Genomic DNA, 23,652 nt, shown 5'->3' on the forward strand with positions numbered 1-23,652 from the left:
TGCAAGGAGGGGATTTTCTATTTTTATATATTTTTTATAATATTATTTCCTTACATTATTATACTCATTCAGTAAAATTTGTCAATATTTATAGTGTTATTTCTCTTCCTTCTGAATAAATTAATTTATTTTAGCAATCGACTCTCTCCCTTTTAAAAAGGCTGTCAAATTGATATCAAATAACTTTTGAGGAAACGTCTCCTTGATAACTTCTTCCCATATATTTTCATTATCGAAATTAAATATTTTACTAAAAGCACCAATCAATACTGAATTCGCAACTCTTGAATTTTGAAGGGATTCAGCAATTGAATTGGCGTCTATTTCATATACTGGAATACCTTTTTCTCTTAATAAACGAGCTGAAAAACCGGTATAAGGATCCGGTTTAGTGCCCACCGGATTTAGCCTCCAGGTATTGATGATGATAGTTGCATCAGAAGAAAGAAACTCACTATAACGCAATGCTTCAACCTCTTCTGTGGCAATCATAAATTGAGCTTCACCCTTTCCTAACAAAGGAGAATATACTTTTTCGCCATATTTTAGTTGAGTAATAACTGAACCACCTCGCTGAGCCATTCCATGAACTTCCGATTGACGGACATCAAATCCTTGATAAAGGAGGAATCTCGATAGTATTTCACTGGCTTTTAAAACACCGGTACCACCTATACCGACAATAACAATACCACCAAATTTCATGATTGGCTTCCCTCCTTTATTGCGTTAAGCTGGCAAATTTGGCTGCAAACACCACAAGCATGACAAGATTCTGCAATAATCTCAACCTTTTCACCGTTGAGTCGTATTGCCGGACAACCTAATTGTAAACATTTCTTGCAAAGCCGACAGAGACTTGAATCAACTCGATAATAGTTCTCTTTTCCTTTTTTTTGAATAAGTTGGCATGGTTCAGTGAGAATAAAAACCGTTGGTCCGGCTTTCTTTTTTATTGCTTTCTTGAGAAGGGATCGAAAATTTAAAATATCATATGAACTAAGATGATGTATTTCTTTTACTCCTAAAGCCCTTACCAGCTCTTCAAGATCAAGTGCTGAGGTTTTTTCACCCATCAAAGTTACTCCTGTTCCAGGATGATTTTGCCCTCCCGTCATCGCTGTGATGCGATTGTCTAAAATAATTACTAAAATGTTGGTTTGGTTATATACCGCATCTAAAAGAGAACCGATCCCACTATGAATAAATGTTGAATCACCGATTACCGCTCCCACGGTCAACTCGGGATGAGCTAATTTAAAACCTTCAGCATTTGAAATCGAAGCCCCCATACAAATGCAAGAATCAATCGACGAGGTTGGCGGCATGACGCCCAGCGTATAGCATCCAATATCCCCAGTAATAGTAATTTTCAGGTCGGAAAGAACTCGGAATACTCCACGATGAGGACAGCCAGCACACATTATTGGTGGTCTGGGGAAAACATACTGATTTAAATCTCCTATTGGCGGCAATGGGAGAGCGATTCCAAATGCCGACTTAAGGACATCGGGGGTTATTTCACCAATTCCAGAAATTCGATTTCTTCCCTCAACCGGAATACCAGCTGCTTTAATTTCGGTTTCCCAGAAGGGGTCCAACTCTTCAACCACCACCACATTTTTAACCTTTTTGACAAAATCCGATATCATCTGAAAAGGAAGAGGATACCCAATGCCTAATTTTAATACTGAAGCTTGTGGAAACACCTCACGTACATGGTTATAAAGAACGCCTCCAGTAATGATTCCCAAATCAGTATCTCTCATTTCCATCCGATTTAGGTCTGATTCTTCTACCCAATCTCTTAATGTCTCTAAACGCTTTTCAAGAGCAACTCTTCGTTTTCTGGCAAACGCTGGAATCATAACGTACTTTTCTGCATCCTTTTGATACGGAAAAGGTGTAAAAGGAACTCTCTCCTGAGGAAACACAACGGAACGAGAATGTGACACCCGGGTAGTCGATCGAACCATGATTGGTGTGTCAAATTTTTCACTTATAATAAATCCTTCTTTAGTAAAGATCCGGGCTTCCTCGCCGTCTGCTGGCTCAAAAAAAGGTATTTTTGCAAATTTAGCATAGTTTCGGCTGTCTTGCTCATTTTGAGAAGAATGCATTCCCGGATCATCAGCTACCACGATAACCAATCCGCCTCTCACACCAGTATAGGAGATTGTCATCAATGGATCAGCAGCAACATTAAGACCTACATGTTTCATGGTGGCTAAAGCTCGCCCTCCCGCTATTGCTACCCCAGCTGCTACCTCGAGAGCAACTTTTTCATTAGGGCACCACCTTGAATGGACTTCCTTATATCGACCGAGATATTCGAGAATTTCGCTACTGGGAGTTCCTGGGTAACCAGCACCAACCTGAACCCCACCTTCATAGGCACCTCTAGCAATTGCTTCATTCCCTAACATTAAGCAAGTATTCTTTTTTTGATTGTTCAATGAATTCGCTCCTTCCATTCAAAATGGCAATATAAATCTATACTATTCGGTTCACGCTATTCTCCTATAATTTTAACTAAAACTCTTTTTCTTCTTTTTCCATCAAACTCACCATAGAAAACTTCCTCCCATGGTCCTAAATCCAATTTTCCATCGGTTATAGCAATAACAACTTCCCTTCCCATGATGGTTCGTTTCAGATGGGCATCAGCATTGTCTTCATAACCATTGTGTTGATATTGACTATAGGGTTTTTCTGGAGCTAATTTTTCTAACCAATTTTCAAAGTCACTATGTAAACCAGCCTCATTATCATTGATAAAGACACTAGCGGTTATATGCATAGCATTACAAAGGAGCATTCCTTCTTTTATCTGACTTTCTTTAACACAGTCTCTGATTGTTGGGGTTATGCAAATAAAACTTCTCCGTTGTGATGTTTCAAACCATAATTCTTTTCGATAGCTTTTCATAAATCCACCTCAATTTCTTCATTTTCTCTATAATTGTAACCGACCTTGACATAAAATGAAGCATTGATTAGCATTAAAGAGCAGTTGATTTTTTTCCTCTCCTGCCAGATATGATTCATAAATAGCTCGATGATAAAGGTGGTCGTCCGATGAATAGGGCCCAAACCAATTCTATATATGATGTGGAATTTATTTCCGTTTCATTTTCATACCAAGATTTTGAAGTTTTAGAAGATGTTTCTCTTCAAGTTAAAAAGGGAGAATTTCTTGCTGTCATTGGGCCAAATGGAGCAGGAAAAACCACTTTATTGAAACTCATTTTAGGCCTTTTAAAACCAACCTCCGGTAAGGTATTGGTTTTCGGAAAAAATATCAACCATCATCCCAACATCCGAAAACGAATAGGCTATGTCCCGCAAATTAGTAAAATCGACTATTCTTTTCCAATTAACGTTGAAGATTTTGTTTTAACCGGTAGGTATGCAACCATTGGTCCTGGGCGCCTCCCTCATAAACACGATCGCTCGGCAGTAAGTGAAACTTTGGAAAAAATCGGCCTCCAATCACTGAGCACCATACAAATAGGCAAATTATCCGGTGGTCAGCGACAAAGAATACTGATCGCTCGGGCTTTAATAAACAATCCTGATATGTTAATCCTTGATGAACCAACCACTGCTGTTGATCCAAAAAACAGTGAAAGTCTTTATGAATTGCTTCTTACTCTTCACCAACAAGGAATCACCATCCTAACCGTTTCTCACGATATCGGTGTCATTGCTCAGTATGTCGATGCTATCGCCTGCGTCAATCGAAAGGTATTTGTCCATGATCGACCCGAAAATGGGATTACCGACGAAACCCTTACTGAAATGTACGGTCGTGAGGCTGCTTTCTTCCACCACGGAATTGTTCCTCATATAGTGGTTCGCCGATCCTCACCGGTTCATTATTGCTCAGGAGAAACCGCTGAAGACGATGAAAATCATCATAAACCTTAAGAATACCCTGTACCGAGCGCTCGATTCCAAGGAGTGATTTGATCTGGACATTCTCAGCTATACCTTTATGCAACGTGCATTGTTGGCAGGAGTTTTGATCGGTTCCTTATGTGCGGTAATCGGAATTTACGTTGTTTTAAAAGGAATGTCCTTTATGGGAGCTGGTATTTCACATGCCGCCTTTGGAGGTGTAGCCTTAGGTTTTCTTTTGAAAGTAGACCCGGTATTATCCTCGGTCTTCTTTTGTGTTGCTTCTGGTTTAGGGATTGTTTATTTATCTAAAAAAAGTCACATTAAAGAAGATACGACAATTGGAATCTTCTTTGCCAGTACGATGGCGCTGGGAATATTGATTTTCGGTCTCCTGAAAGGTGTTAATGTTGATTTGTTCGGGTATTTATTTGGTAATATTTTAGCGGTTACGCTGAACGACCTTTATCTTGCGCTTCTTGTCGAAGGAGCAGTTTTCTTTTTTGTTCTTTTTTACTACAAGGAACTCTTGCTTCTGGTATTAGATCAAGAAATGGCGGAAGTAAGTGGTATTCCGGTATCAATGGTATATTACTTACTGGTTACTTTGATTTCTCTCACGATTGTGATTTCCATAAAAGTCGTTGGAATCGTTTTAGTTTCGGCTTTACTCATCATCCCTTCAGCTGCGGCTTTGCAAATCACCAATAATTTTAAAAAAGCTTTAGTGACTGCAATTATCTTCGGAATAGCCTCGTCAATAGGAGGACTCATTCTATCTTATTTTTTAGACACACCCTCTGGAGCGACTATAGTTCTTTTTGCAACAGGTATTTTTCTAGTTACCTCTCTTTTATCATCAAAAAAAAGAGATTAATAGCCTCAAATCTTTTTCTTCATTTCCCAGGCTAGAATAACCGCTTCAGCAACTTCTTTCATGCTCTTCTGTTTATTCATACTGTACTTCTGAATCCTTCGATAGGCTTCCTCTTCATTAATATTATATTCGGTCATCAAAAATCCCTTAGCTCTTTCAATCTTTTTACGGGTCTCCAGTTCTTCCTTGACAAATTCACTTTCCATAAGTAAACGATAATTTTCGATAACAACAGCTGCTTGATTAGCAATAGTCGTTAAGGTTTTAATATCATCATCATGAAATTCTCGAGGTTTTGAGGTATAAAGATTAAGGACACCAACTATTTTCCCTCTGACCATTAAAGGAAGGCTTACCAAGGAACAAAGGCCCTCTTTTTCAGCAATTTCTTTGTTCCGATAATAAGGATCGTTGCGAACGTCAGGTATAATCATCGGTTTTTTTTCTAAAGCAACTTTCCCGGCTACACCTTCTCCTAACTTGATCGGAGGCTTTTTATTATACGCTTCACTAACTGATTGGGTCGCTTTAATTTCCAAGACTTTTTTCTTTTCATCCAAAAGCATAAGTGAGCAAATGTTGGATTTCATCACTTGTGCGGTAATATTCACCATAAGCCGGAGTACATCTTCAAATCCTTTATCCGATATAATTAACTCACTGATTTGTGATATGGCATCAAGTTCTTCTTTCATATCCTGCCTCCCTGGATAAAAATGCACTATAATTATATAACAGTGATGATTTGAAAAGCAGATATTTTTCCCATATCTCCTGGTGGGAGCACTCTTTTTTTAATGAGTAGTTTAAAAATAAAGAAAAAAGTATTCTTAATTAAATCCTACCCTAAGGAGAGAATAAATTGGTTTAATATCTATTACCATCCTATCAAAGGAGGCTTACCCATGGAAAAGTTATTCGGTACTTTTGGTATTCGACGAATTGTCAATGAAGTGCTCACTCCTGATTTTGCTTTAAAATTAGCTTACAGTTTTGGAACTTACGTTAATCAAGAAACCGTTGTTGTGGGGAGAGATGCCCGAAAACACAGTGAAATGATCTATGATGCCGTAATCTCCGGCCTCCTTGCTTGTGGTTGTCAAGTAATTGAATTAGGGCTCACCGCTACTCCAACCCTTCAGTGGGCTTGCCGGCAATGGGGTGCTTGGGGAGCAATGATAACTGCCAGCCATAACCCTCCTCAATGGAATGGTATTAAATTCATGGAAAAAACTGGTAAAGGTTTAGATCGGGAAAAAGATGTTGAGGTAGAAAAGATATTTTATTCGGAAAAATATCATTTAGTGCCCTGGAATGATGTTCCGCAAAAAACCATTAAACGTGATATAAACGATGATTATATTCGAGCAATCGAGGCTAAAGTAAATCTCCCCCTTATTCAACAAAGCCGATTTCGAGTTGTAGTCGATTGTGCAAATGGTGCACCATGTTTGATTACCCCTCAGTTATTAAGTGATCTCGGTTGCCGTGTAGTAAGCCTCAATGCCCATCCCGATGGTCGTTTTCCAGGGAGAAACCCTGAGCCTACTCCCGACAATCTGACCGATCTTCTTACTCTTATCACCCATGCCTCCTTTCATATCGGATTTGCTCAGGATGGAGATGGTGATCGTTTAATTGTGATACGTCCCAATGGTGAATTTGTCCCTGGTGACTATAGCGTCAGCTTAGTTGCCAACGAATTGGCCCAACAAAATATCCCCGGACCGATTGTAACCACTGTTGCCACTTCCAGCATGTTAAGCGATATTGCCAAAAAAACTGGGAGAGGTTTTATCGCCACCGCCGTTGGTGACCTGGTGGTAGCCAAAGCTCTTCAGGAAAGCCAAGGGATATTCGGTTGTGAAGAAAATGGAGGTATGATATTTCCCGACTTCGTCTGGGGAAGAGACGGCGCTATAGCAGCAGCTCGCATCCTTCATATTATGGCCACCAAAGAAAAATCGCTCGATGACCTCCTCCAAGAACTTCCCCAGTATTTCCAAATCAAGATGAAAAAAACCGTTAATCCGGAGAAAAAAGAAAAAATTTTAAACGAAATCGACCGGTTGACTGCAAAGGAAAAGAATCGGGTTACCATTGATGGATACAAAGTTACTTATCCTGATGGTTCCTGGCTTTTAATTCGGCCTTCTGGAACGGAACCACTTCTTCGTATCTTTGCCGAATCGCAAGAAAAACAAAGAGCTGAAGCTATTGTTCAAAAATATTTAGATATCATCAATTCAATATAATCTTTTGATTTTTTATGTAGGGGTGCAATTCATTGCGCCCAATTTCAGCTCCATCCTCATCTGATACCGCTTGGCAGCATGAGGATCTAACCTGAAAATCAATGGGCATGATAAATTAAGCCCCTACTTAAGAATAAAAATTGTTGAGGCACAATGTATTGTGCCTATTCTTTAATTAATGTAGCGACCTGCCATAGCATGTCGAATTTGGATTTTCATCCACATCTGGTGCTATTAGGTAGCTTGAAGGTCTACCCTGGAAATATCATCAAATGAATTTTTTAATCGGTCATCCTGAGCCCTCGCTTTATGAGGGCGTGAAGATCTCAACTGCCACCGAAGGTGTTATCCAGAGCGGTGCTTTCAAGCGTGAGGATCTCACCTTTTCGGTTCTTTCTTCATAAATATTTTTAAGGATGAGATTCTCACGTCGCATAATACGCTCCTCAGAATGACGGAGTTGGTGGATGAGATTGCCACATCGCCCAACCAAAAAACGGTTGGACTCTTAAAAATGACGGTTTTAAGAAATGTATTTTAATTCTCATCAGGTGCTGTTCTGCGAGGTAAAATTGGTTTTTTAAAAAGATTAAGGCTTTAATTAATACAGTTCAGGTATTCAAGGATATACGGATTCATTTTTTTCTCATTTCCAATAGTTGTTTCTGGACCGTGACCGGGAAAGACTCTAGTTTCATCGTCAAAAGATTGCATAATCATGGTCAGAGACTCAAGAATTTCCTGAAACGAACCACCGGGAAGATCGGTTCTTCCTATCGATCCAGCAAAAAGTGTATCACCGCAAAATAACCATTTCTGATTTGGGAAGGATAAGCACATGCTTCCAGGTGTGTGGCCTGGGCTATGATAAAAGTAAACCTCTTCATCAAATAATTCAAAAGGTTCTTTTTTCCCTCGAATAAGAATATCTGGCTCTGGTGATCGATAAGGTTGAGAAAAATCTGTCGATAGGTTGAGATTGGGGTGGTTGAGATATGCCATATCAGTTTCATAAATTATAATTTTGACAGAGGAAAAATAATCCTTAAAAAAATCATTTCCCCGAATATGATCGATATGTCCGTGAGTATTGATAATATACCTTAAATTCAATTTACGAGAAGTTAAAAACTCAACTAGTTCTTGGGAAGGGCTTCCAGGGTCAATAAGGAGAGCTTCATTACAATCACAAAGACAGTAACAATTGGTCATTAAATCACCCAATGTATAGACTGCGACTTTCACCTTGTTACTCATGCCTGTCTCCTTTCCTTGCTGTCAAGCAAAATCGTCACCGGACCATCATTACACAATTCAACTTGCATCATCGCTCCGAAGACTCCTTCAGCTATGGTTAGATCCTGATCACGTAGCTTTTGAGCTATTTGATTATAAAAATTTTGGGCTTCTCGTGGCGTTGCCGCCTCATCATAACTTGGGCGAAGTCCTCTTCGACAATTCCCGTAAAGAGTGAATTGGGATATCAGAAGAATCTCACCTTGTATTTCATTCAAACTGATATTCATTTTACCTTGAGCATCATCGAATATTCGAAGCTGAGGGATTTTCCTCACCATAAAATCAATGTCTGACGAGCTATCGTTTTTCCCAACTCCTAAAAATACCACCATTCCTTTCCCGATCTCACCAACTATCTTGCCATCAATTAAAACCCGTGCCTGGTTCACCCTTTGAATAAGCGCTCTCACCGCAAACCAAATATTCCTCCTCTTCGCACAGTTCTGACATTGGAGACCCTTTTTATTTCACGAAACAGGTTATCAAGCTCAACTTTATTTTTTACCGAAATAACTAAATATATCCGGGCATCATTCATCATGGAATGAGCATGAACCGATCGAATACTTACACCATAATTGGCAACAGTATTGGTAATGTCCACCAAGAGTTTTGGACGATCCAGGGCGTCAATAACCAATCCGGCATCGTAAAAACGGCCGTACCTTTCATCCCATTCCGCCTCAACCAATCGTTCTTCATCTTGGGTCAACCTGGTTAAATTATGACAATCCAAGCGATGGACGGTGATACCCTTCCCCAAGGTTACATACCCGATAATTTTATCGCCAGGAATTGGCGTACAACAACGAGCTAACTTCACCGCTAAACCGGTTGCGCCCTGGATGATCACTCCGTCTCCACTAGTTTGAGCGGTTTTTTTAGTTTCTGCTTTTCGTTGGGTTTGAAAACGTTTTCGAATTTCAAAAGGAACAACTTTTCCAATAAATTGACGGATGGTAAGCCGTCCTTCTCCGATTATAACATGGAGATCGTCGATTGTTTTATAAGTATTGGCTTCCATAAATTCGGTAATTTTATCATTCACCAAATTCTGTTCTTCTGAAGTAAGGGCAAATTTCTCCAATTCCCTCTCCATAAATAATTTTCCCCGCTCTCGATTGGCATCTCGATTCTTTTTGCGTAGAAATGCCCGGATTTTATTTCGAGCAGCAGGGGTTTTGGCGATTCTCAACCAATCTAAGCTGGGTCCGGAAGAAGAACGGGAAGAAATAATTTCTACAATATCTCCACTTTTGAGTTCGTAATCCAATGGAACAATTTGCTTATTCACTCTCGCGCCAATGCAATTATTTCCGACTTCAGTGTGGATTAAATAAGCAAAATCGATAGGACTTGATCCTTTCGGGAGTTTTTTTAAATCTCCTTTGGGCGTAAACACATATACTTCATCATCAAAAAGGTCTATTTTAAGACTTTCGACAAATTCATGGGTAGTCCTTAGATCTTGCTGCCATTCCAATATTTGCCTTAACCAGGCCATACGTTCGTTAAAGGCATCAGCTGAATCAGCGGATTTCCCTTCTTTATATCTCCAATGGGCAGCAATACCATACTCAGCCACATGATGCATCTCTCTGGTTCGGATTTGAATTTCCATTGGAACTCCGCCTGGACCGATTACTGTGGTATGAAGAGATTGATACATGTTCGATTTAGGAAGAGCAATATAATCTTTAAATCTCCCTGCTACCGGCACCCAAAGCGAATGCACCAGTCCTAATACTGCATAGCACTCTTCGACGGTATTGGTTATAGCTCGAAGGGCAATCAAATCATGAAGATCTTCAAGACTTACGTTTTGACGATTGATTTTTAAATAAATACTATAAATATTTTTCAGACGGCTTTGGATTTCAACCACCAAATTGGCTTGTTGAATTCTTTGAGAGAGCTTTTCCGTCGCCTCTTGGATTTGTTTTTCTCGGTGATCTCTAATTTTCTCTATCCCTTGTTGGATGCTGCAATAAGATTCCGGGTCAAGAAAATAAAGACTTAAATTTTCCAATTCGGTTTGAATCATACCAATCCCCAGGCGATGAGCGATTGGAGCGAATATTTCCAAAGTTTCTCTGGCTATCAACTCTTTTTTATCTCGATATTGGTATTTCAGGGTCCGCATATTATGAAGGCGATCGGCTAATTTTATTATAATAACCCGTATATCTTCGGCCATAGCTACAAAGAGGCGTCGATAATTTTCAATCTGCTCTTCTTCTTTAGAACTAAAGTGAAAGCCGACGTTCAGCTTGCTAACTCCTTTTACCAGCAGAGTTATTTCTTTTCCAAAAGTTTCTTTAAGTTGAGCTTCGGTGTTTTTAGTGTCTTCTAATACATCATGAAGTAAAGCAGCAGCAATCGTACTATCATCCATGCGAAGGTCAGCGACAATATGGGCTACTGATAATGGATGGATAATATAGGGTTCACCCGACAGCCGACTTTGTCCTGAATGAGCGTCTACCGAGAAATCATAAGCTTTTTTTATCAGTTCTCGATCGCTATAGGGGTTATAGGAATCGATTTTTTCTTGAAGCGATTCAAGGGTTATAGTTTTTGAAAAAATACTATTTACTTCGTAATTGCGAAGCATATTTCCCTCCCTTTTTCTTCAGAAAGAAAGGTATGAGCTTCTTAGATAATTATCATAAAAACAAATATTTGATAAATCCAGACTTACTCTATCACTCTATCACTGGGCGATACCACCAGTGGAGGAGAACTGTTAATCTAAGAGTACAATCTAAGTACGGTTGGACTTCTCGCAATGACGGATTTAGATAAGGATTTTCACTCTCATCCCAATCTTCTCCCATCAAGGGAGAAGGAGAAAATTGTTCAGTCTAATTTAACCAAAGAATAAACTGGGTACTTTGTGATAGCTTTTCTCCCCTGTAAAGACTCTAACTCGATTAAAAATGCAATACCAACGATTTCTCCACCGGCTTCTTCAACCATCTCACATACAGCTTGAACTGTTCCCCCGGTTGCCAATAAATCATCGATAATGACCACTTTTTGATTTTTTTCTATGGCATCTATATGCATTTCCAGGGTAGCATTCCCGTATTCCAAATCATAGGTTTTTGACCTAACCGTTGCAGGAAGCTTTCCCTTTTTTCGAACCGGTACGAATCCACAATTCAAAAGATAGGCAACAACCGAACCTAAAATAAAACCTCGGGCTTCGATTCCAACCACGATATCCACTTCTTTACTATCAAAAAGATGAAACAGTGAATCGACAGCTTGGCGAAAAGCATCTTTATTTTTTAATAAAGTTGTTATATCTTTAAATTGAATTCCTGCTTTTGGGAAATCAGGAATATTACGAATAGTAGAGGCTAAATCCATTTGTTTCATCCCCTTCATTTTTTTATTCGCCAATCCATAATTTTTAAATAGGGTTGATCCCAATATCCTTTACGTATTTCAAATATTAAATCGATCAATGAACTTGAAGCTAAATCGGATACATTCTCACTCCGAATCATAGCATCAATTCGATGTTGTCTCATTTTATTATTTTGCATGAGAACTAATTCCAAACGCTGTCGGTTTTTCCCAGAAAACCATCTTTCATTGACGGTAACATCCGAAGAAACAAACAACGGATTAGGATTTTTTTCTCCGAAGGGTTCCAGCTTTTTTAACCAAAGCATTAACTGTGAATCCACATCGGCCATGGTTACCTGAGCATCGACAACAATACCATTTTTTTCTTTTAACATTCTAATTCGCTCACCGAATAATTCATTGAGTTGCTGTCGGAATATCTCGAGATTGCTTAAAGGAATCTTAAGCCCAGCAGCCATTTCATGACCACCATGCCGGATGAGCAACGATGAGACTTTATCTAAAGCATCAGTAATATTAAATCCTAAAATGCTTCGTGCTGAGCCTACTGCAATGGTTTCATCTTCACTCAACACAATAGCTGGTCGCAGTAGACGTTCGCTTAATCGGGAAGCAATGATTCCTAAAACACCTGTGCTCCAATTTTTTCCAGAAACCACTACAATATCATCTTCCATGGACTCTTGATTCTTTTTATCTTCAAATAAACTGGAAAACACTTTGGTTTCTTCTTTTTGCCGCTTTTGATTAAATTCATTAAGAAGCTTGGCTTGCTGAAGAGCGTTATGATAATTATCACTAATCAAAAGTTCAAAGGCTGCTCTGGGGTCTTCAACTCTTCCTGCAGCATTTAATCGAGGAGCAATAATATAACCAATCTGTTCTGATTGAATATCTTTATTGCTATAACCAACCACTTCTAAAAGCGCCTGCAATCCGCAGCCAGGATTTTGATTAATTTTCTTTAAACCATATTTTACGATTACTCGGTTCTCATCCAATAATGGGACTACGTCTCCAACTGTTCCTACACAAGCCAAAGCAATAAATTCTTCAATTGGAGAAAAAGCCATCCCTCGATAGATGGCGTATTCATGAGCTAAGGCTAATGCAACTCCAGCACCTGATAAAGGGAGGATGATTTTTTGACCATTCCAATCCCAGGTAGAAACCAGGGCATCGGCATCCGGTCTTTCATCAGGATTGGGAACGTGATGATCGGTTATGATAACTCGTATTCCTTTATTTTTTAAAATACCGACTCCCTTGACGTCTTTAATACCAGCGTCCACAGTAATAACTAAATCTGGACTAATATTGAGTATGTTTTCAATGGCCTTTTCCGATAAACCATATCCTTCATGAAAACGACTGGGGATATAGGTATCCACGTAAGGGGTTAATTTTTTCAAAAAAAGAAAGAGAATTGCACAAGCAGTTAATCCATCGGCATCATAATCCCCAAAAATAAGGATTTTCCCATTCCCCTTGATAACTGAATCAATTAATAAAACAGCTTTTCTGAGGTTGGGTAGAGAACGGAGATTATCCAGAGAAGATATATCTGGATCTAAAAAAGCTCGAGCTTCATGAGGGGTAATAATACCCCGATTCATAAGCACTCGCGCGATCGAGATCGGTGAACAGAGACTGCTTGCTAAGTGCTTCAAACAGCCTCTGTTCACTTTTCGAATTTGCCATTTCCTCTGATACAAATAGTTTACCTCCTCAGAGGTTTCTTGACTTCCCACTCATAAAAGAGCATTGCAGCCACAAATATTGAAGAAAAAGTCCCAAAAATTAAACCTATAAGCATGGTGAGAGCAAAAGGTTGCAGCATCTTTCCTCCAAAGAAATAGAGGATTATAACTGCAATAATTGTTGTCGTTCCAGTCATAATGGTTCTAGAAAGAGTTTCATTGAGACTGGTATTGATAAGGGTTTTAGCATCTTCGCGCTTACGGTAGTTTAATCGTTCGCGAATCCTATCCATGACCACGATAGAGTCATTAATCGAATATCCTAAAATTGTAAGCATCGCTGCTAATATAGTAGTGTCAAACTCTATACCTAATAACGCTACTAACCCTAAAGTCATTATACCAGTATTGGCTAAAGCCAAAACTGAGGTTACGGCTGGTCGTAACTCAAAACGTATCCCAACATAAATCAAAATTCCTATAATAGAAAATAGGAGAGCCAAATAGGCAGCACGTCTCAACTCGCCTCCTACTGTTGGTCCTACTTCTTCATTTCGAACAATTTCCAACTCACCAATTTGATTTCTTAAGGTATCGGTGAGTTGATTTCTCTGGTCTAGGGTCAACTGGGGTGTCCGGATGGCAACTTCATTGTCCGAAAATCTTTGGATAGTGCTGGCGGAAAGATCAAATTCGTCTAATACATTTCGAATTTCTTCGGCTGCTACAACTTGAGTAAAATTATACTGAAGAAGCGTTCCGCCCTGAAAATCCACTCCATAATTTATACCACGGACTAACCCAATCACAGTGAGTATGATAAATATAATACAAATTGCATACGGTATTTTTCGATGATCAACAAAATTAAAATTTGGCTTCAAAAATATTTCCATATCGGGTCCCTCCGCATCCTATGATTTAATTGTTGGCTTTGGTGCGAGATGATCAATTAGCACTCGTGTCACCCAGATTCCGGTAAACATACTACAGATGATACCTAAGGTGAGCGTAATACCAAACCCACGCACCGAACCCGATCCAATGAAGAACAACAAGGCTGCAGCAATAATAGTGGTTATGTTTGAGTCAAGAATGGTTCGGAATGCTTTATCGAAACCAGCTTGAATTGCTGCTCTCCAAGTTTTACCAGCACGATATTCTTCTTTAATTCTTTCAAAAATCAGAACATTGGCGTCAACGGCCATAGCAACAGATAGAATAAATCCTGCAATACCTGGTAGAGTAAGAGTGGCTTGCAAGACTGAAAGTAAGGCTAAAGTAAACAGCGCATAGCATATTAAAGCAATGTCAGCAAGAATTCCCAACCACCCGTAATAGAGGAACATAAAGATAAATACAAATATACCGGCGATTATCGCTGCCCTTAATCCACTGGTAATTGAATCTTTTCCAAGGGATGGACCAACCGAACGCTCTTCGGCAACGACCACTTTCACTGGAAGGGCACCAGCTCGTAACAGTATAGCTAAATTCTGAGCTTCATCCAGAGTAAACTGACCAGTAATTTGAGCATCTCCTTGGAGGATAGGCTCCTGAACTACAGGATTAGATATTATGTTTCCATCAAGATAAATGCCGATTGGTTTTCCAACATTGGCGGTAGTAGCTTGGCCAAATAGTTTTGCTCCTTCTTCATTAAAAGAAATGGAGACGGTTGGTCTGCCAAAACGGTCATATTGAACCTGAGCATTTTTAAGTGTCGCACCGGTTAATAAGGTTTTTCCCGACTCGTCTTTAAATTCCAATAAAGCAGTTTGCCCAATAATCTCCACTGCTCTTTGGGGATCGGCAATTCCTGGAAGCTGGACTAAAACCCTTTTTTCACCCTGTCGGAGAATTAACGGCTCAGCTACTCCTAATTGGTCGATACGATTACGGACAATTTCAACCACTCGTTTCACTGAATCTTCATCGAGAGGAGCTTCTGGAGAATCCACACATTCTAAAAGAATATGGGAACCTCCTTTTAAGTCCAATCCTAAACGAATTTTTTTCTCGATAGGAAATATTGCAATTATAGCCAAAACGACTAAAGCGATTGTAATGATTAATCTCCAGGGAAAATCTCTCCAATTCTTAGTCAAAACATCCTGCCCCCTTTACCCAATTTCTTTTCCTCTTTATTTTTTGGTCGAAACCGCTGATTTGACAAAACGGATATTGACTCCCTTGGAAACTTCGAGGGTGATTTCATCATCAGATACCTGAACGACAGTACCATGAATCCCACCAATAGTAACCACATGATCACCCTTCTGTATACTACTGATCAAATCCCTCTGGGCTTTTTGTTTTTGTTGTTGTGGTCGAATGAGCAAAAAGTAAAATATGACAATGATGAAAATGAGCGGGAGCAGTTGCGTAAACATGCTACCGGCTGGCGGGGTTGCCGGCGCTGCACCACCGGTTGCTGCACCACCAGTCGCTGCATAAGCTATTGATGTAAAGAAACTCATATTCATATCACTCCTTTAAAAAAGTTTGTTTTATTAATTTACAATCTGTCCCTGGAACCGAGCGAAGAGATCAGACGATAAATCTCGAAAGGAACCGTTTAAAATGGCCTTACGAATACGATTCAATAACTCTACCATAAAAAAAAGATTGTGTATAGTAGCCAATTCTGCTGCTAAAATTTCCCCGGCTTTAAACAAATGACGCAAATAAGAGCGAGAAAAATTTTTACAAGTATAACATTGACACTCGGTATCAATGGGATTGGAATCTCGAGAATATTCCAGCCGGTCGATATTCATTCTTCCTGACCAGGTTAATAAAGCAGAATTTCTCGCATTCCTGGTAGGAAGAACACAATCGAACATATCGATTCCTCTCCTGACTCCTTCAATGATACTATCGGGTGATCCTACTCCCATAAGGTATCGAGCTTGAGATTTGGGTAAGTAAGGTTCTACTTCATCAATCATTGAATACATAATCGGTTTGGGCTCACCGACACTTAATCCCCCAATGGCATAGCCATCAAAGCCAATTTTTACCGTTTCTTCAGCGCTATACCTTCTTAACTCGGGAAGTGTCCCTCCTTGTACAATCCCAAACAACATTTGCGATTCCGATTGAAAGGCTTCCCGGCATTTTTTGCCCCACACCAAAGTCCGATCGGTTCCAACCTTGACTTGATAGTCACTTGCCGGGTATCCAATACATTGATCAAGAATCATAACCACATCGGCACCAATATCTTGCTGAATTTGCATCGATATTTCAGGAGTAAAATGGTGAAGAGACCCATCTAAATGAGAGCGAAAAAGAGCTCCTTGATCATCAATTTTTACTAAATCAGAAAGACTAAAGATTTGGAAACCACCGCTGTCGGTGAGTATTGAACCATCCCAAGACATAAAACGATGAAGACCGCCCATCTCGCGTATTAAATCTTCTCCTGGCCGAAGATGGAGATGATAAGAATTTCCCAGTAACATTTTCACTCCCACGGCTTTTAAACGATCAGGAGCCATGGCTTTCACAGTTCCCTGAGTCCCAACCGGCATAAAAACTGGGGTTGGGATATCACTATGAGAAGTATGCAGTATTCCAACCCGGGCTTTGGATTGCTCATCTTGATGCACGAGTGTAAAAGATTTCATGAGTATTGATTTCTCCTTTATTCAAAAACAGTAATCGGCTGATGGATTTTATAATATTAAACTTCATAAATTATACTTTTACATAATGAAAGTTGCATCTCCAAAACTAAAAAAACGATAATGCTTTTCAACGGCTCCTCGATAAGCAGCTTTCATAAATTCTGTTCCAGCAAAAGCACATACCAACATAAACAAAGTGGAACGAGGGATATGAAAATTGGTTATCATGGCATTAATCACCTGAAACTGAAATCCTGGATAGATAAAAATATCAGTTTCTCCACTTTGTTCAACTATTCTTCCTCGTTGACGATAAATGGATTCAAGAACTCGAACAACTGTTGTACCAACTGCAATCACTCGACCCTCATTTTTTTTTGTCTCTTGAATCATCTCAGCCGTCTTTTGATCTACCTCGTACCATTCGCTATGCATATGATGTTCTTCGATGGTTGAGGTTTTAACCGGAAAAAAAGTCCCCAGACCCACATGGAGAGTGAGTGAAGCAAATTGAATGCCCAGGTTTTTCAGTTGATCAATTAGCGACTGAGTAAAATGCAGTCCAGCAGTCGGAGCCGCTACCGAGCCTTTCCGTTGTGCGTAAATAGTTTGGTATTCTTCTAACTTTACGTTTGGCGTTTTAATATAAGGTGGTGTCGGTGTGGTTCCATAATTAAAAAATATTTCATCTTCTTTTTCAGGTGGAAAAGAGGGACGAAGAAGCCACCAATCTTTTTCTCTTCCTTCTACTTGCCAAAAAATTTCTGGATGTTCCGGAAGGGAGAGAATGGTTCCTTCTTTAACCCGCCGGGAATGATTGAGCATACAAGCCCAGAGCTCTTGGTGCCGGTGCAGAAAAAGAATTTCAACTTTCCCACCAGTTGGATTCTTTTGAGTATAAAACCGAGCTGGAATCACCCGAGAATCGTTGATGACAATAAGGTCTTTAGGTTTCAAATAATGGCCCAAATCGAAAAACCTGCGGTGTTCAATTTCTTGAGAGAGGCGATTGATGACCATTAATCGGCATTGATCTCGCGGAACGACCGGTCGCTGAGCGATGAGTTCGTCAGGCAGGTGAAAATTAAATTGATCAGTTAAAATCATTTAAAACGAGCCTTTTTTATTTCACAACCAGGAAAATAATGAAACAATATATCCTGGTAGGAATATCCTTTCATAGCCATTCCCCGTGCTCCCCATTGGGAAAGACCAACCCCATGTCCATAACCTTTCCCTTTAAATAAGTAAACAGAATGAGTACGATAAGTAGTTTGGGGATTATCGGGAATTTCAAGAGCTTCCTTTTCTTCAAATTCCTCCACGGGGTTAGAAGGGGAAGGTTGGTTGATTTTTCTTGAATTTGATTTCTGCCTTTCTTGTTCTCGAAGGCTTAAGAAAGTCAAGATATCGTCAAGGTTCCAATCTTTATCTAACATTTCCCGATAGCCCGGATCTTTATCGTCGCTACCTGGGTTACCAGAAATTGGAGTTGAAGGTAACGGAGTCGCTTTGGGTTTTGGTGTCGGTCTGGACGGTAACATGGTTTTATTTATGGGGGTTAGCTCAAAATAAGTACTAGGAAGCCGGTCGTAACCCAAAGCTTCGCGAACTTTGCTCGCTGGAATTCGGTATCTCTTCAGTGTAGTCTGAATTAAAAATTCTCTTACTCGATGACTTCCGGAGTTTGGTTGTACTTGAACATCAACTATCGAACCTTGAATAAACCCAGCTCTTTGTAAAGATCGAGCCAATTCCTCCGAGCTGATTTCCAACTCCCATTGGGCGTGAGGAGAGTCGCTTTCCCAGGGAGATTCAACGCTCACCAAGTAAGGAACACTTCTCCCCCAAACATTTAAAGCCGAATCGGTATATCCCCCGCTCTCGGAATGGAAACAAACTCCTGCTGGTTGATTCTGGTAAGTAAGGATTAAACCTTTTATAGAATCTATCAGTTTATTGGTAATAGGATCTTCAGCATTTACTCCCCCATATACCTGGCAGTGTGATGAAGCACAAAAATCGCAACCTTGATCATGGTGACGACTTAAGTTTTTTACTGCATAGGTTCGGGCCGCAACAATCTGAGCTTTTACGGCTTCTTCAGGCCAATGTGGGTTTATTTCCATCTTAATCGTTCCTCGAATATAATCATCTAAATAAAGATGATTAATGACAATCAAATGTCCCTGGATATTTTTTAAAGTCAAAGACCCTCGATAGGGACGGTTATTCACCAGGATAAAACCCTTTCCCTGGGTCGTTACCCGGAAAGAAGAAGATACTATTTGTCTCTCTTCCCAAAACACTTTGGTCTTACTGGCAATAATAGATAGCTGCTCCTGGGCTGTTATCGAATAAACTTTTTTATCGATTTGAACTTTTAATCCAGCGGTAGAAGAAAGAATAACATCGGATTTACCATTGACAATACAAACTGTCACAATAAAATCATTTTGGGCCGAAATAGCTTCACCAAAAAAGAAAAATAAAAAAAATAAAAACATCAAGGGAATAACTATTTTCTTTTTATCCATCATGCCTTACCGCCTAAATATTGAGAAAATGAGTGTTAATATGATACTGATAACTATACAGGTCACCCAGGGGAAATAAAAGGTAACATTTCCTTTTTTCACAACAATGTCACCTGGAAGTCTTCCTAAACGTTGAAGAATTGGTATTTTTGGCAGAAACACCATAACCAAACCGATTATAATTAATACAACTCCAATAATTATAATGGTTTTTGCCCAAAGAGATATTTCCATAAACGCTTTTTGTCTCCTTCCCATAGACTGAAAATGCAACCACAATATTTTTGTCGATAAAGGTTCAATTCAACCGATCGATCTCGGCTGTTTCGATATAAGGGTTGGAAGTTCCTTTTTAAAAAAACCATATCGTTATTATGAGCTATTTGTTCACCGACCAGAAATATTTTTTCCTGATTCTGATAAGGGCTGACGGTGAGAGTGGTAGCAAAATGCTGGAAAGAGTTCCTTTTCCCCCATTCCGCCACCTTTTTTAATCGTAATCGGTAGCAGCCACTGCAACGATTGATTTCTGAGGAAATTGATTGAAAATAATCTGCCGGTTGGTAAGGAAAGGGAGTTAGTCCTTTCTGACCGGTCATTTCCAAATAACGGTAAAAACTTTCCATTCTCCGACAATATTCATCATAGGGGTGGATATTGGGATTATAAAAAAGAAAGGTGACCTCCCATCCCTCTTTCTCAAGTTCTGCCTGGATTCCTGCTGCACATGGCCCGCAGCAGGTATGGAGAAGAAGCTGCGGTTTACTCATAATAGCTTTTTCCCTTTAATATATTGATGGCCTTGAGGAGTAATCATCCTTCCTCGAGGGGTACGAATCAATAATCCAACCTTAATTAAGAAAGGTTCATAGACCTCTTCGACTGTAGCGGCATCTTCACCTAACATCATTGCTAAGTTGTTAATACCCACCGGTCCTCCATGATAGTGATCCAATAAAATCTTCAATAAATTTCGATCCATGCGGTTAAGACCCATATCATCAATTTCAAGACATTCTAAGGCGTCTCTTACCAACTCTTTATCAATTGCTGATTTTCCGTAGTATTGAGCAAAATCCCTAACTCTCTTTAAAATTCGGTTGGCTATTCGTGGTGTCCCACGAGATCTTCGAGCTACTTCTTCTGAGGCATCTTGATCAATCGGAATATTCATAACTGCTGATGAACGAAGAACAATAGCCGATAAATCACCTTGATTGTAAAAATCGAGTTTTTCAATGATACCAAACCGATTTCGTAAGGGCGCACTTAAAAGGCTGATGCGGGTCGTTGCTCCAATGAGTGTGAATGGAGGTAAACTAATTCTTACGCTCCTTGCACCTGGTCCTTTTCCGATTAAAATATCCAGAGCAAAATCCTCCATGGCACTGTAGAGAATCTCCTCACAAACTCTGGGGAGTCGATGGACTTCATCGATAAATAAAATATCTCGATCTGTTACTGTAGTTAGAATTGAGGCAACATCTCCTGAGCGGGTTAAACTAGGACCGGATAAATAGCGAATCGCGGCATTCATTTCGTTGGCTATAATTGATGCTAAAGTCGTTTTTCCTAAACCTGGAGGTCCATAAAGAATAACGTGGTCTAAAGACTCATCTCGAGCTAATGAAGCTTGAATAAAAACGTTGAGATTCGCCCTTACTTTATCCTGACCGATAAACTCGTTCAGTCTTTTGGGTCGTAATGATATATCATCATCGGTATCCCTTAAAAAAGGGATAAAATCTTTTTGCTTTGGAGCATCGTTCATTTCAAACCACCTATTTTACCCAATGCCTTTTTTAAAAGAATCTCAGTATCGTCAAATAGAGCCTGGTCCTCTTGCCAAAGAATATTTAAAACACCCTCAACTTCACCAGCAGTATATCCCAAACCAGAAAGAGCTGTTTTAACTTCTTTCCAGGTTTTAGTTACCTTCGGCGCATCAGTGGTGACAAAGCCAACTTTATCCAAACGAGGCTTTAATTCTAATAGAAGCCTTTTAACTGTTTTCGAAGAGAGATTAATTCGAGAAGAAAGATAGTCAACGTTTTCAGCGATTATAAGGTCGGTAAATTCTTTCCAGTGAATTCGGGAAAGAATTTTAAAGGCAGTTTTATGGCCAATACCTTTGACTCCACAAATTAGATCGAAGGTTTCTCTTTCTTTAGGATCTTCAAATCCATAGTAAAAAAACTCACCGTCTTCGCGAAAATAAAAACGAATAAACAGTTTTTTTTGTTCTTCAATTTTTCCCGAAGAAATAAAGGGGGTCACTTTAATCCGAAAGCCATACCAGTCGGTTTCAAGTATCCATTCATCATTTTCAATTGCTGCAACCGTTCCTCGAATTGAATCAAACATAGGAATAATTGATTTCAGACTGGAAAGCATGACAAATAGCTACTGCTAAAGCATCAGCGACATCATCGGGAGTCAATTTTACCTCTTGTATATTAAGTATCGTTTTCACCATATAGATTACCTGCTCCTTTTTTGCTCTCCCATATCCGACCACCGATTGCTTGACCTGAAGGGGAGTATATTCAAAAACTGGAATAGATTGCATGGCAGCATTCAACAAGATCACTCCCCGGGCCTCACCAACAGAAATAGCGGTCTTGGAATTTTTATTAAAAAAAATCTCCTCAACCGCTACCTCGGCAGGATGATAATTATTTATTAATTGGCTAATTTCCTGGTAAATTATAAATAATCTTTCCGAGAGTGGAAGCTCTTTTTTGGTAACAATTACACCGTATTTAACAGCTTTAACTACTCCGCTTCCTTTTCTTTTTGCTATAATTCCATATCCGGTTGTTGCTGTACCCGGATCAATTCCTAAGACTATTTTTTCCTGAGATGACATCAGGAGTTACTACTCCAACGACTCTAGTAACTCATCAGAAATCTCAAAATTGGAAAATACTTCTTGTACATCATCCAATTCTTCTAAGCTGTCTATAAGGTTAAGAGTCTGTTGGGCTTGTTTACCTTCCAAATGAACAGTAGTTTTTGGCACCATGGTAATTTCAGCATTGGAATAGACCATCTTATTATCATCAATTAAAGCTTTAATCCGATCAAAATCTCCCGGCGAAGTAACAATATCAATGGTCGTATCGAAGGTTTGTATGTCCTCCGCACCAGCATCTATAGCTAACATAGTTAACTCATCTTCATCTACGATTCCTTTATCAAATGAAATTAAGCCTTTTCTTTCAAAAATCCAAGCAACTGAACCATTTTCCCCTAAATTTCCACCTAACTTACTAAATAAATGTCGTACCTCAGCGGTGGTTCGATTCCGGTTGTCAGTCGTTGCATCAACCATCACCGCCACTCCTCCGGGTCCGTATCCTTCATAGGTTACTTCTTCAATTGATACTCCTTCCAGTTCTCCAGTTCCTTTTTTAATTGCCTTTTCAATATTGTCTGCAGGCATATTAATTTCACGAGCTTTTAATATTGCATCTCTAAGACGATGATTATTATCTGGGTTTCCTCCACCCTGTCTTGCTGCTACAGTTATTAACCGAATCAATTTGCTAAAGGCTTTTCCACGAGCTGCATCGGTTTTCCCTTTTTTATGTTTGATAGATGCCCACTTTGAATGTCCAGACATAGGTTTCCCCCTTCACAAAAAGTCTCAACATATTCTACCATATAAGTTTCTTGTAGTTCTACCCTTTGATTTCAGGAATGAGTCATTATTACTCATTTCATCATCTTTCGAAATTATTTTTTAAATCGTATTGATCTTTTCAGACTCCTTAGATGTCCTTCTGATTGTTTTTCTTTTCAATTCACTAAAACCTCATCCGATCTTTCAACTGTCAACCTGCGCCCTCGCTTTGTGAGGGCGTGAGGATCTATTCTTTTAGGTTTTTTAATATTTTTAAATCTGGGATTCTTTCCTCTTTACTTTTCTCAATTTAATTTTGGACACACCGTCCTATTGGCTTTTTCGCTAATCCTTCGCTCGTACTTTTTTTAATGTCTTTCCTTTCCTATAGAACAAAAATAGGGCTGAAGATCATCTCTCCAGCCCTATTCTCAAGTACTCTCATATTA

The 23,652-nt window shown here is 39.4% G+C and carries 25 protein-coding genes; 3 read left to right on the forward strand and 22 right to left on the reverse strand.

Going from position 1 to position 23,652, the window contains the following annotated elements; genetic code table 11:
• Window positions 1-120 precede the first annotated feature (120 nt).
• From PLK24_RS01495 to PLK24_RS01505, 3 genes are all read right to left on the reverse strand, one after another.
• Window positions 121-705 (reverse strand): indolepyruvate oxidoreductase subunit beta, encoded by a 585-nt coding sequence (locus tag PLK24_RS01495; RefSeq protein ID WP_324475947.1) that lies wholly within the window; start codon window positions 703-705, stop codon window positions 121-123.
• Complete coding sequence (gene iorA / locus PLK24_RS01500) at window positions 702-2,426, reverse strand: indolepyruvate ferredoxin oxidoreductase subunit alpha (protein WP_349770632.1); 1,725 nt, start codon at window positions 2,424-2,426, stop codon at window positions 702-704. Before iorA ends, PLK24_RS01495 begins: the two co-directional genes overlap by 4 nt.
• An 86-nt stretch (window positions 2,427-2,512) precedes the next feature.
• Window positions 2,513-2,929 carry a secondary thiamine-phosphate synthase enzyme YjbQ gene (locus PLK24_RS01505; protein ID WP_324475949.1) on the reverse strand — a complete coding sequence of 139 codons (417 nt, stop codon included), beginning with the start codon at window positions 2,927-2,929 and terminating at the stop codon, window positions 2,513-2,515.
• Window positions 2,930-3,078: 149 nt separating this feature from the next.
• Between PLK24_RS01505 and PLK24_RS01510 the strand changes: the two genes are divergently transcribed.
• Window positions 3,079-3,930, forward strand: coding sequence for a metal ABC transporter ATP-binding protein (locus PLK24_RS01510; RefSeq protein ID WP_324475950.1), 852 nt, complete (start codon window positions 3,079-3,081; stop codon window positions 3,928-3,930).
• Window positions 3,931-3,997: 67 nt separating this feature from the next.
• Entirely contained in the window at window positions 3,998-4,777 is a 780-nt protein-coding gene (locus PLK24_RS01515) for a metal ABC transporter permease (protein ID WP_324475951.1), read from the forward strand.
• A 5-nt stretch (window positions 4,778-4,782) separates the two neighbouring features.
• On the opposite strand, the gene PLK24_RS01520 is transcribed toward PLK24_RS01515, so the two are convergent.
• The gene (locus tag PLK24_RS01520; protein ID WP_324475952.1) at window positions 4,783-5,472 is read right to left on the reverse strand and encodes a GAF domain-containing protein; all 690 of its coding nucleotides are present in this window, start codon (window positions 5,470-5,472) and stop codon (window positions 4,783-4,785) included.
• Window positions 5,473-5,682: 210 nt separating this feature from the next.
• On the opposite strand from PLK24_RS01520, the gene glmM reads away from it, so the two are divergent.
• Complete coding sequence (gene glmM, locus PLK24_RS01525; RefSeq protein WP_324475953.1) at window positions 5,683-7,032, forward strand: phosphoglucosamine mutase; 1,350 nt, start codon at window positions 5,683-5,685, stop codon at window positions 7,030-7,032.
• Between the two features lie 307 nt (window positions 7,033-7,339).
• Here glmM and PLK24_RS01530 read toward each other — a convergent pair whose 3' ends face one another.
• The 18 genes from PLK24_RS01530 to PLK24_RS01615 form a co-directional block, all read right to left on the reverse strand.
• Window positions 7,340-7,468 (reverse strand): hypothetical protein, encoded by a 129-nt coding sequence (locus PLK24_RS01530; protein WP_324475954.1) that lies wholly within the window; start codon window positions 7,466-7,468, stop codon window positions 7,340-7,342.
• A 161-nt stretch (window positions 7,469-7,629) separates the two neighbouring features.
• Window positions 7,630-8,289: an MBL fold metallo-hydrolase gene (locus PLK24_RS01535; RefSeq protein ID WP_324475955.1), complete on the reverse strand. Its 660-nt coding sequence runs from the start codon at window positions 8,287-8,289 to the stop codon at window positions 7,630-7,632.
• Entirely contained in the window at window positions 8,286-8,741 is a 456-nt protein-coding gene (dtd, locus tag PLK24_RS01540; RefSeq protein WP_324475956.1) for a D-aminoacyl-tRNA deacylase, read from the reverse strand. Before dtd ends, PLK24_RS01535 begins: the two co-directional genes overlap by 4 nt.
• Window positions 8,738-10,945, reverse strand: a complete 2,208-nt coding sequence (locus PLK24_RS01545) for a RelA/SpoT family protein (protein ID WP_324475957.1) — start codon at window positions 10,943-10,945, stop codon at window positions 8,738-8,740. Before PLK24_RS01545 ends, dtd begins: the two co-directional genes overlap by 4 nt.
• A gap of 245 nt (window positions 10,946-11,190) precedes the next feature.
• Window positions 11,191-11,706 (reverse strand): adenine phosphoribosyltransferase, encoded by a 516-nt coding sequence (locus PLK24_RS01550; protein WP_324475958.1) that lies wholly within the window; start codon window positions 11,704-11,706, stop codon window positions 11,191-11,193.
• 14 nt (window positions 11,707-11,720) lie between these two features.
• Complete coding sequence (recJ, locus tag PLK24_RS01555) at window positions 11,721-13,424, reverse strand: single-stranded-DNA-specific exonuclease RecJ (protein WP_324475959.1); 1,704 nt, start codon at window positions 13,422-13,424, stop codon at window positions 11,721-11,723.
• 5 nt (window positions 13,425-13,429) lie between these two features.
• The gene (secF, locus tag PLK24_RS01560; RefSeq protein WP_324475960.1) at window positions 13,430-14,305 is read right to left on the reverse strand and encodes a protein translocase subunit SecF; all 876 of its coding nucleotides are present in this window, start codon (window positions 14,303-14,305) and stop codon (window positions 13,430-13,432) included.
• 18 nt (window positions 14,306-14,323) lie between these two features.
• Entirely contained in the window at window positions 14,324-15,517 is a 1,194-nt protein-coding gene (secD, locus tag PLK24_RS01565; protein WP_324475962.1) for a protein translocase subunit SecD, read from the reverse strand.
• A gap of 36 nt (window positions 15,518-15,553) precedes the next feature.
• Window positions 15,554-15,889, reverse strand: a complete 336-nt coding sequence (gene yajC, locus PLK24_RS01570) for a preprotein translocase subunit YajC (protein ID WP_324475963.1) — start codon at window positions 15,887-15,889, stop codon at window positions 15,554-15,556.
• Window positions 15,890-15,922: 33 nt separating this feature from the next.
• Complete coding sequence (tgt, locus tag PLK24_RS01575) at window positions 15,923-17,041, reverse strand: tRNA guanosine(34) transglycosylase Tgt (protein WP_324475964.1); 1,119 nt, start codon at window positions 17,039-17,041, stop codon at window positions 15,923-15,925.
• A gap of 78 nt (window positions 17,042-17,119) precedes the next feature.
• The gene (queA, locus tag PLK24_RS01580) at window positions 17,120-18,145 is read right to left on the reverse strand and encodes a tRNA preQ1(34) S-adenosylmethionine ribosyltransferase-isomerase QueA (protein WP_349770633.1); all 1,026 of its coding nucleotides are present in this window, start codon (window positions 18,143-18,145) and stop codon (window positions 17,120-17,122) included.
• Entirely contained in the window at window positions 18,145-19,581 is a 1,437-nt protein-coding gene (locus PLK24_RS01585) for a SpoIID/LytB domain-containing protein (protein WP_324475967.1), read from the reverse strand. Before PLK24_RS01585 ends, queA begins: the two co-directional genes overlap by 1 nt.
• A gap of 3 nt (window positions 19,582-19,584) precedes the next feature.
• Entirely contained in the window at window positions 19,585-19,812 is a 228-nt protein-coding gene (locus PLK24_RS01590; protein WP_324475968.1) for a DUF2905 domain-containing protein, read from the reverse strand.
• Window positions 19,779-20,348 (reverse strand): epoxyqueuosine reductase QueH, encoded by a 570-nt coding sequence (locus tag PLK24_RS01595; protein WP_324475969.1) that lies wholly within the window; start codon window positions 20,346-20,348, stop codon window positions 19,779-19,781. Before PLK24_RS01595 ends, PLK24_RS01590 begins: the two co-directional genes overlap by 34 nt.
• Window positions 20,345-21,349, reverse strand: coding sequence for a Holliday junction branch migration DNA helicase RuvB (gene ruvB, locus PLK24_RS01600; protein WP_324475970.1), 1,005 nt, complete (start codon window positions 21,347-21,349; stop codon window positions 20,345-20,347). Before ruvB ends, PLK24_RS01595 begins: the two co-directional genes overlap by 4 nt.
• Window positions 21,346-21,942, reverse strand: a complete 597-nt coding sequence (gene ruvA, locus PLK24_RS01605) for a Holliday junction branch migration protein RuvA (RefSeq protein WP_324475971.1) — start codon at window positions 21,940-21,942, stop codon at window positions 21,346-21,348. Before ruvA ends, ruvB begins: the two co-directional genes overlap by 4 nt.
• A complete protein-coding gene (gene ruvC, locus PLK24_RS01610) occupies window positions 21,935-22,447 on the reverse strand; it encodes a crossover junction endodeoxyribonuclease RuvC (protein WP_324475972.1) in 513 nt (170 codons plus the stop codon). The genes ruvA and ruvC overlap by 8 nt, the downstream gene beginning before the upstream one ends.
• Before the next feature lie 9 nt (window positions 22,448-22,456).
• Window positions 22,457-23,203, reverse strand: a complete 747-nt coding sequence (locus PLK24_RS01615; RefSeq protein ID WP_324475973.1) for a YebC/PmpR family DNA-binding transcriptional regulator — start codon at window positions 23,201-23,203, stop codon at window positions 22,457-22,459.
• Between the last annotated feature and the right edge of the window lie 449 nt (window positions 23,204-23,652).

Origin of the sequence: Atribacter sp. (assembly GCF_035418125.1) — a bacterium.
Lineage (GTDB): Bacteria > Atribacterota > Atribacteria > Atribacterales > Atribacteraceae > Atribacter > Atribacter allofermentans.

Coding starts and splice junctions, on each gene's coding strand:
- PLK24_RS01495 (WP_324475947.1), bottom strand. CDS start 705: ATGAAATTTGGTGGTATTGTTATTGTCGGTATAGGTGGTACCGGTGTT.
- iorA (WP_349770632.1), bottom strand. CDS start 2,426: ATGTTAGGGAATGAAGCAATTGCTAGAGGTGCCTATGAAGGTGGGGTT.
- PLK24_RS01505 (WP_324475949.1), bottom strand. CDS start 2,929: ATGAAAAGCTATCGAAAAGAATTATGGTTTGAAACATCACAACGGAGA.
- PLK24_RS01510 (WP_324475950.1), top strand. CDS start 3,079: ATGAATAGGGCCCAAACCAATTCTATATATGATGTGGAATTTATTTCC.
- PLK24_RS01515 (WP_324475951.1), top strand. CDS start 3,998: ATGCAACGTGCATTGTTGGCAGGAGTTTTGATCGGTTCCTTATGTGCG.
- PLK24_RS01520 (WP_324475952.1), bottom strand. CDS start 5,472: ATGAAAGAAGAACTTGATGCCATATCACAAATCAGTGAGTTAATTATA.
- glmM (WP_324475953.1), top strand. CDS start 5,683: ATGGAAAAGTTATTCGGTACTTTTGGTATTCGACGAATTGTCAATGAA.
- PLK24_RS01530 (WP_324475954.1), bottom strand. CDS start 7,468: ATGCGACGTGAGAATCTCATCCTTAAAAATATTTATGAAGAAAGAACC.
- PLK24_RS01535 (WP_324475955.1), bottom strand. CDS start 8,289: ATGAGTAACAAGGTGAAAGTCGCAGTCTATACATTGGGTGATTTAATG.
- PLK24_RS01545 (WP_324475957.1), bottom strand. CDS start 10,945: ATGCTTCGCAATTACGAAGTAAATAGTATTTTTTCAAAAACTATAACC.
- PLK24_RS01550 (WP_324475958.1), bottom strand. CDS start 11,706: ATGGATTTAGCCTCTACTATTCGTAATATTCCTGATTTCCCAAAAGCA.
- secF (WP_324475960.1), bottom strand. CDS start 14,305: ATGGAAATATTTTTGAAGCCAAATTTTAATTTTGTTGATCATCGAAAA.
- yajC (WP_324475963.1), bottom strand. CDS start 15,889: ATGAGTTTCTTTACATCAATAGCTTATGCAGCGACTGGTGGTGCAGCA.
- tgt (WP_324475964.1), bottom strand. CDS start 17,041: ATGAAATCTTTTACACTCGTGCATCAAGATGAGCAATCCAAAGCCCGG.
- PLK24_RS01585 (WP_324475967.1), bottom strand. CDS start 19,581: ATGATGGATAAAAAGAAAATAGTTATTCCCTTGATGTTTTTATTTTTT.
- PLK24_RS01590 (WP_324475968.1), bottom strand. CDS start 19,812: ATGGAAATATCTCTTTGGGCAAAAACCATTATAATTATTGGAGTTGTA.
- PLK24_RS01595 (WP_324475969.1), bottom strand. CDS start 20,348: ATGAGTAAACCGCAGCTTCTTCTCCATACCTGCTGCGGGCCATGTGCA.
- ruvB (WP_324475970.1), bottom strand. CDS start 21,349: ATGAACGATGCTCCAAAGCAAAAAGATTTTATCCCTTTTTTAAGGGAT.
- ruvA (WP_324475971.1), bottom strand. CDS start 21,942: ATGTTTGATTCAATTCGAGGAACGGTTGCAGCAATTGAAAATGATGAA.
- ruvC (WP_324475972.1), bottom strand. CDS start 22,447: ATGTCATCTCAGGAAAAAATAGTCTTAGGAATTGATCCGGGTACAGCA.
- PLK24_RS01615 (WP_324475973.1), bottom strand. CDS start 23,203: ATGTCTGGACATTCAAAGTGGGCATCTATCAAACATAAAAAAGGGAAA.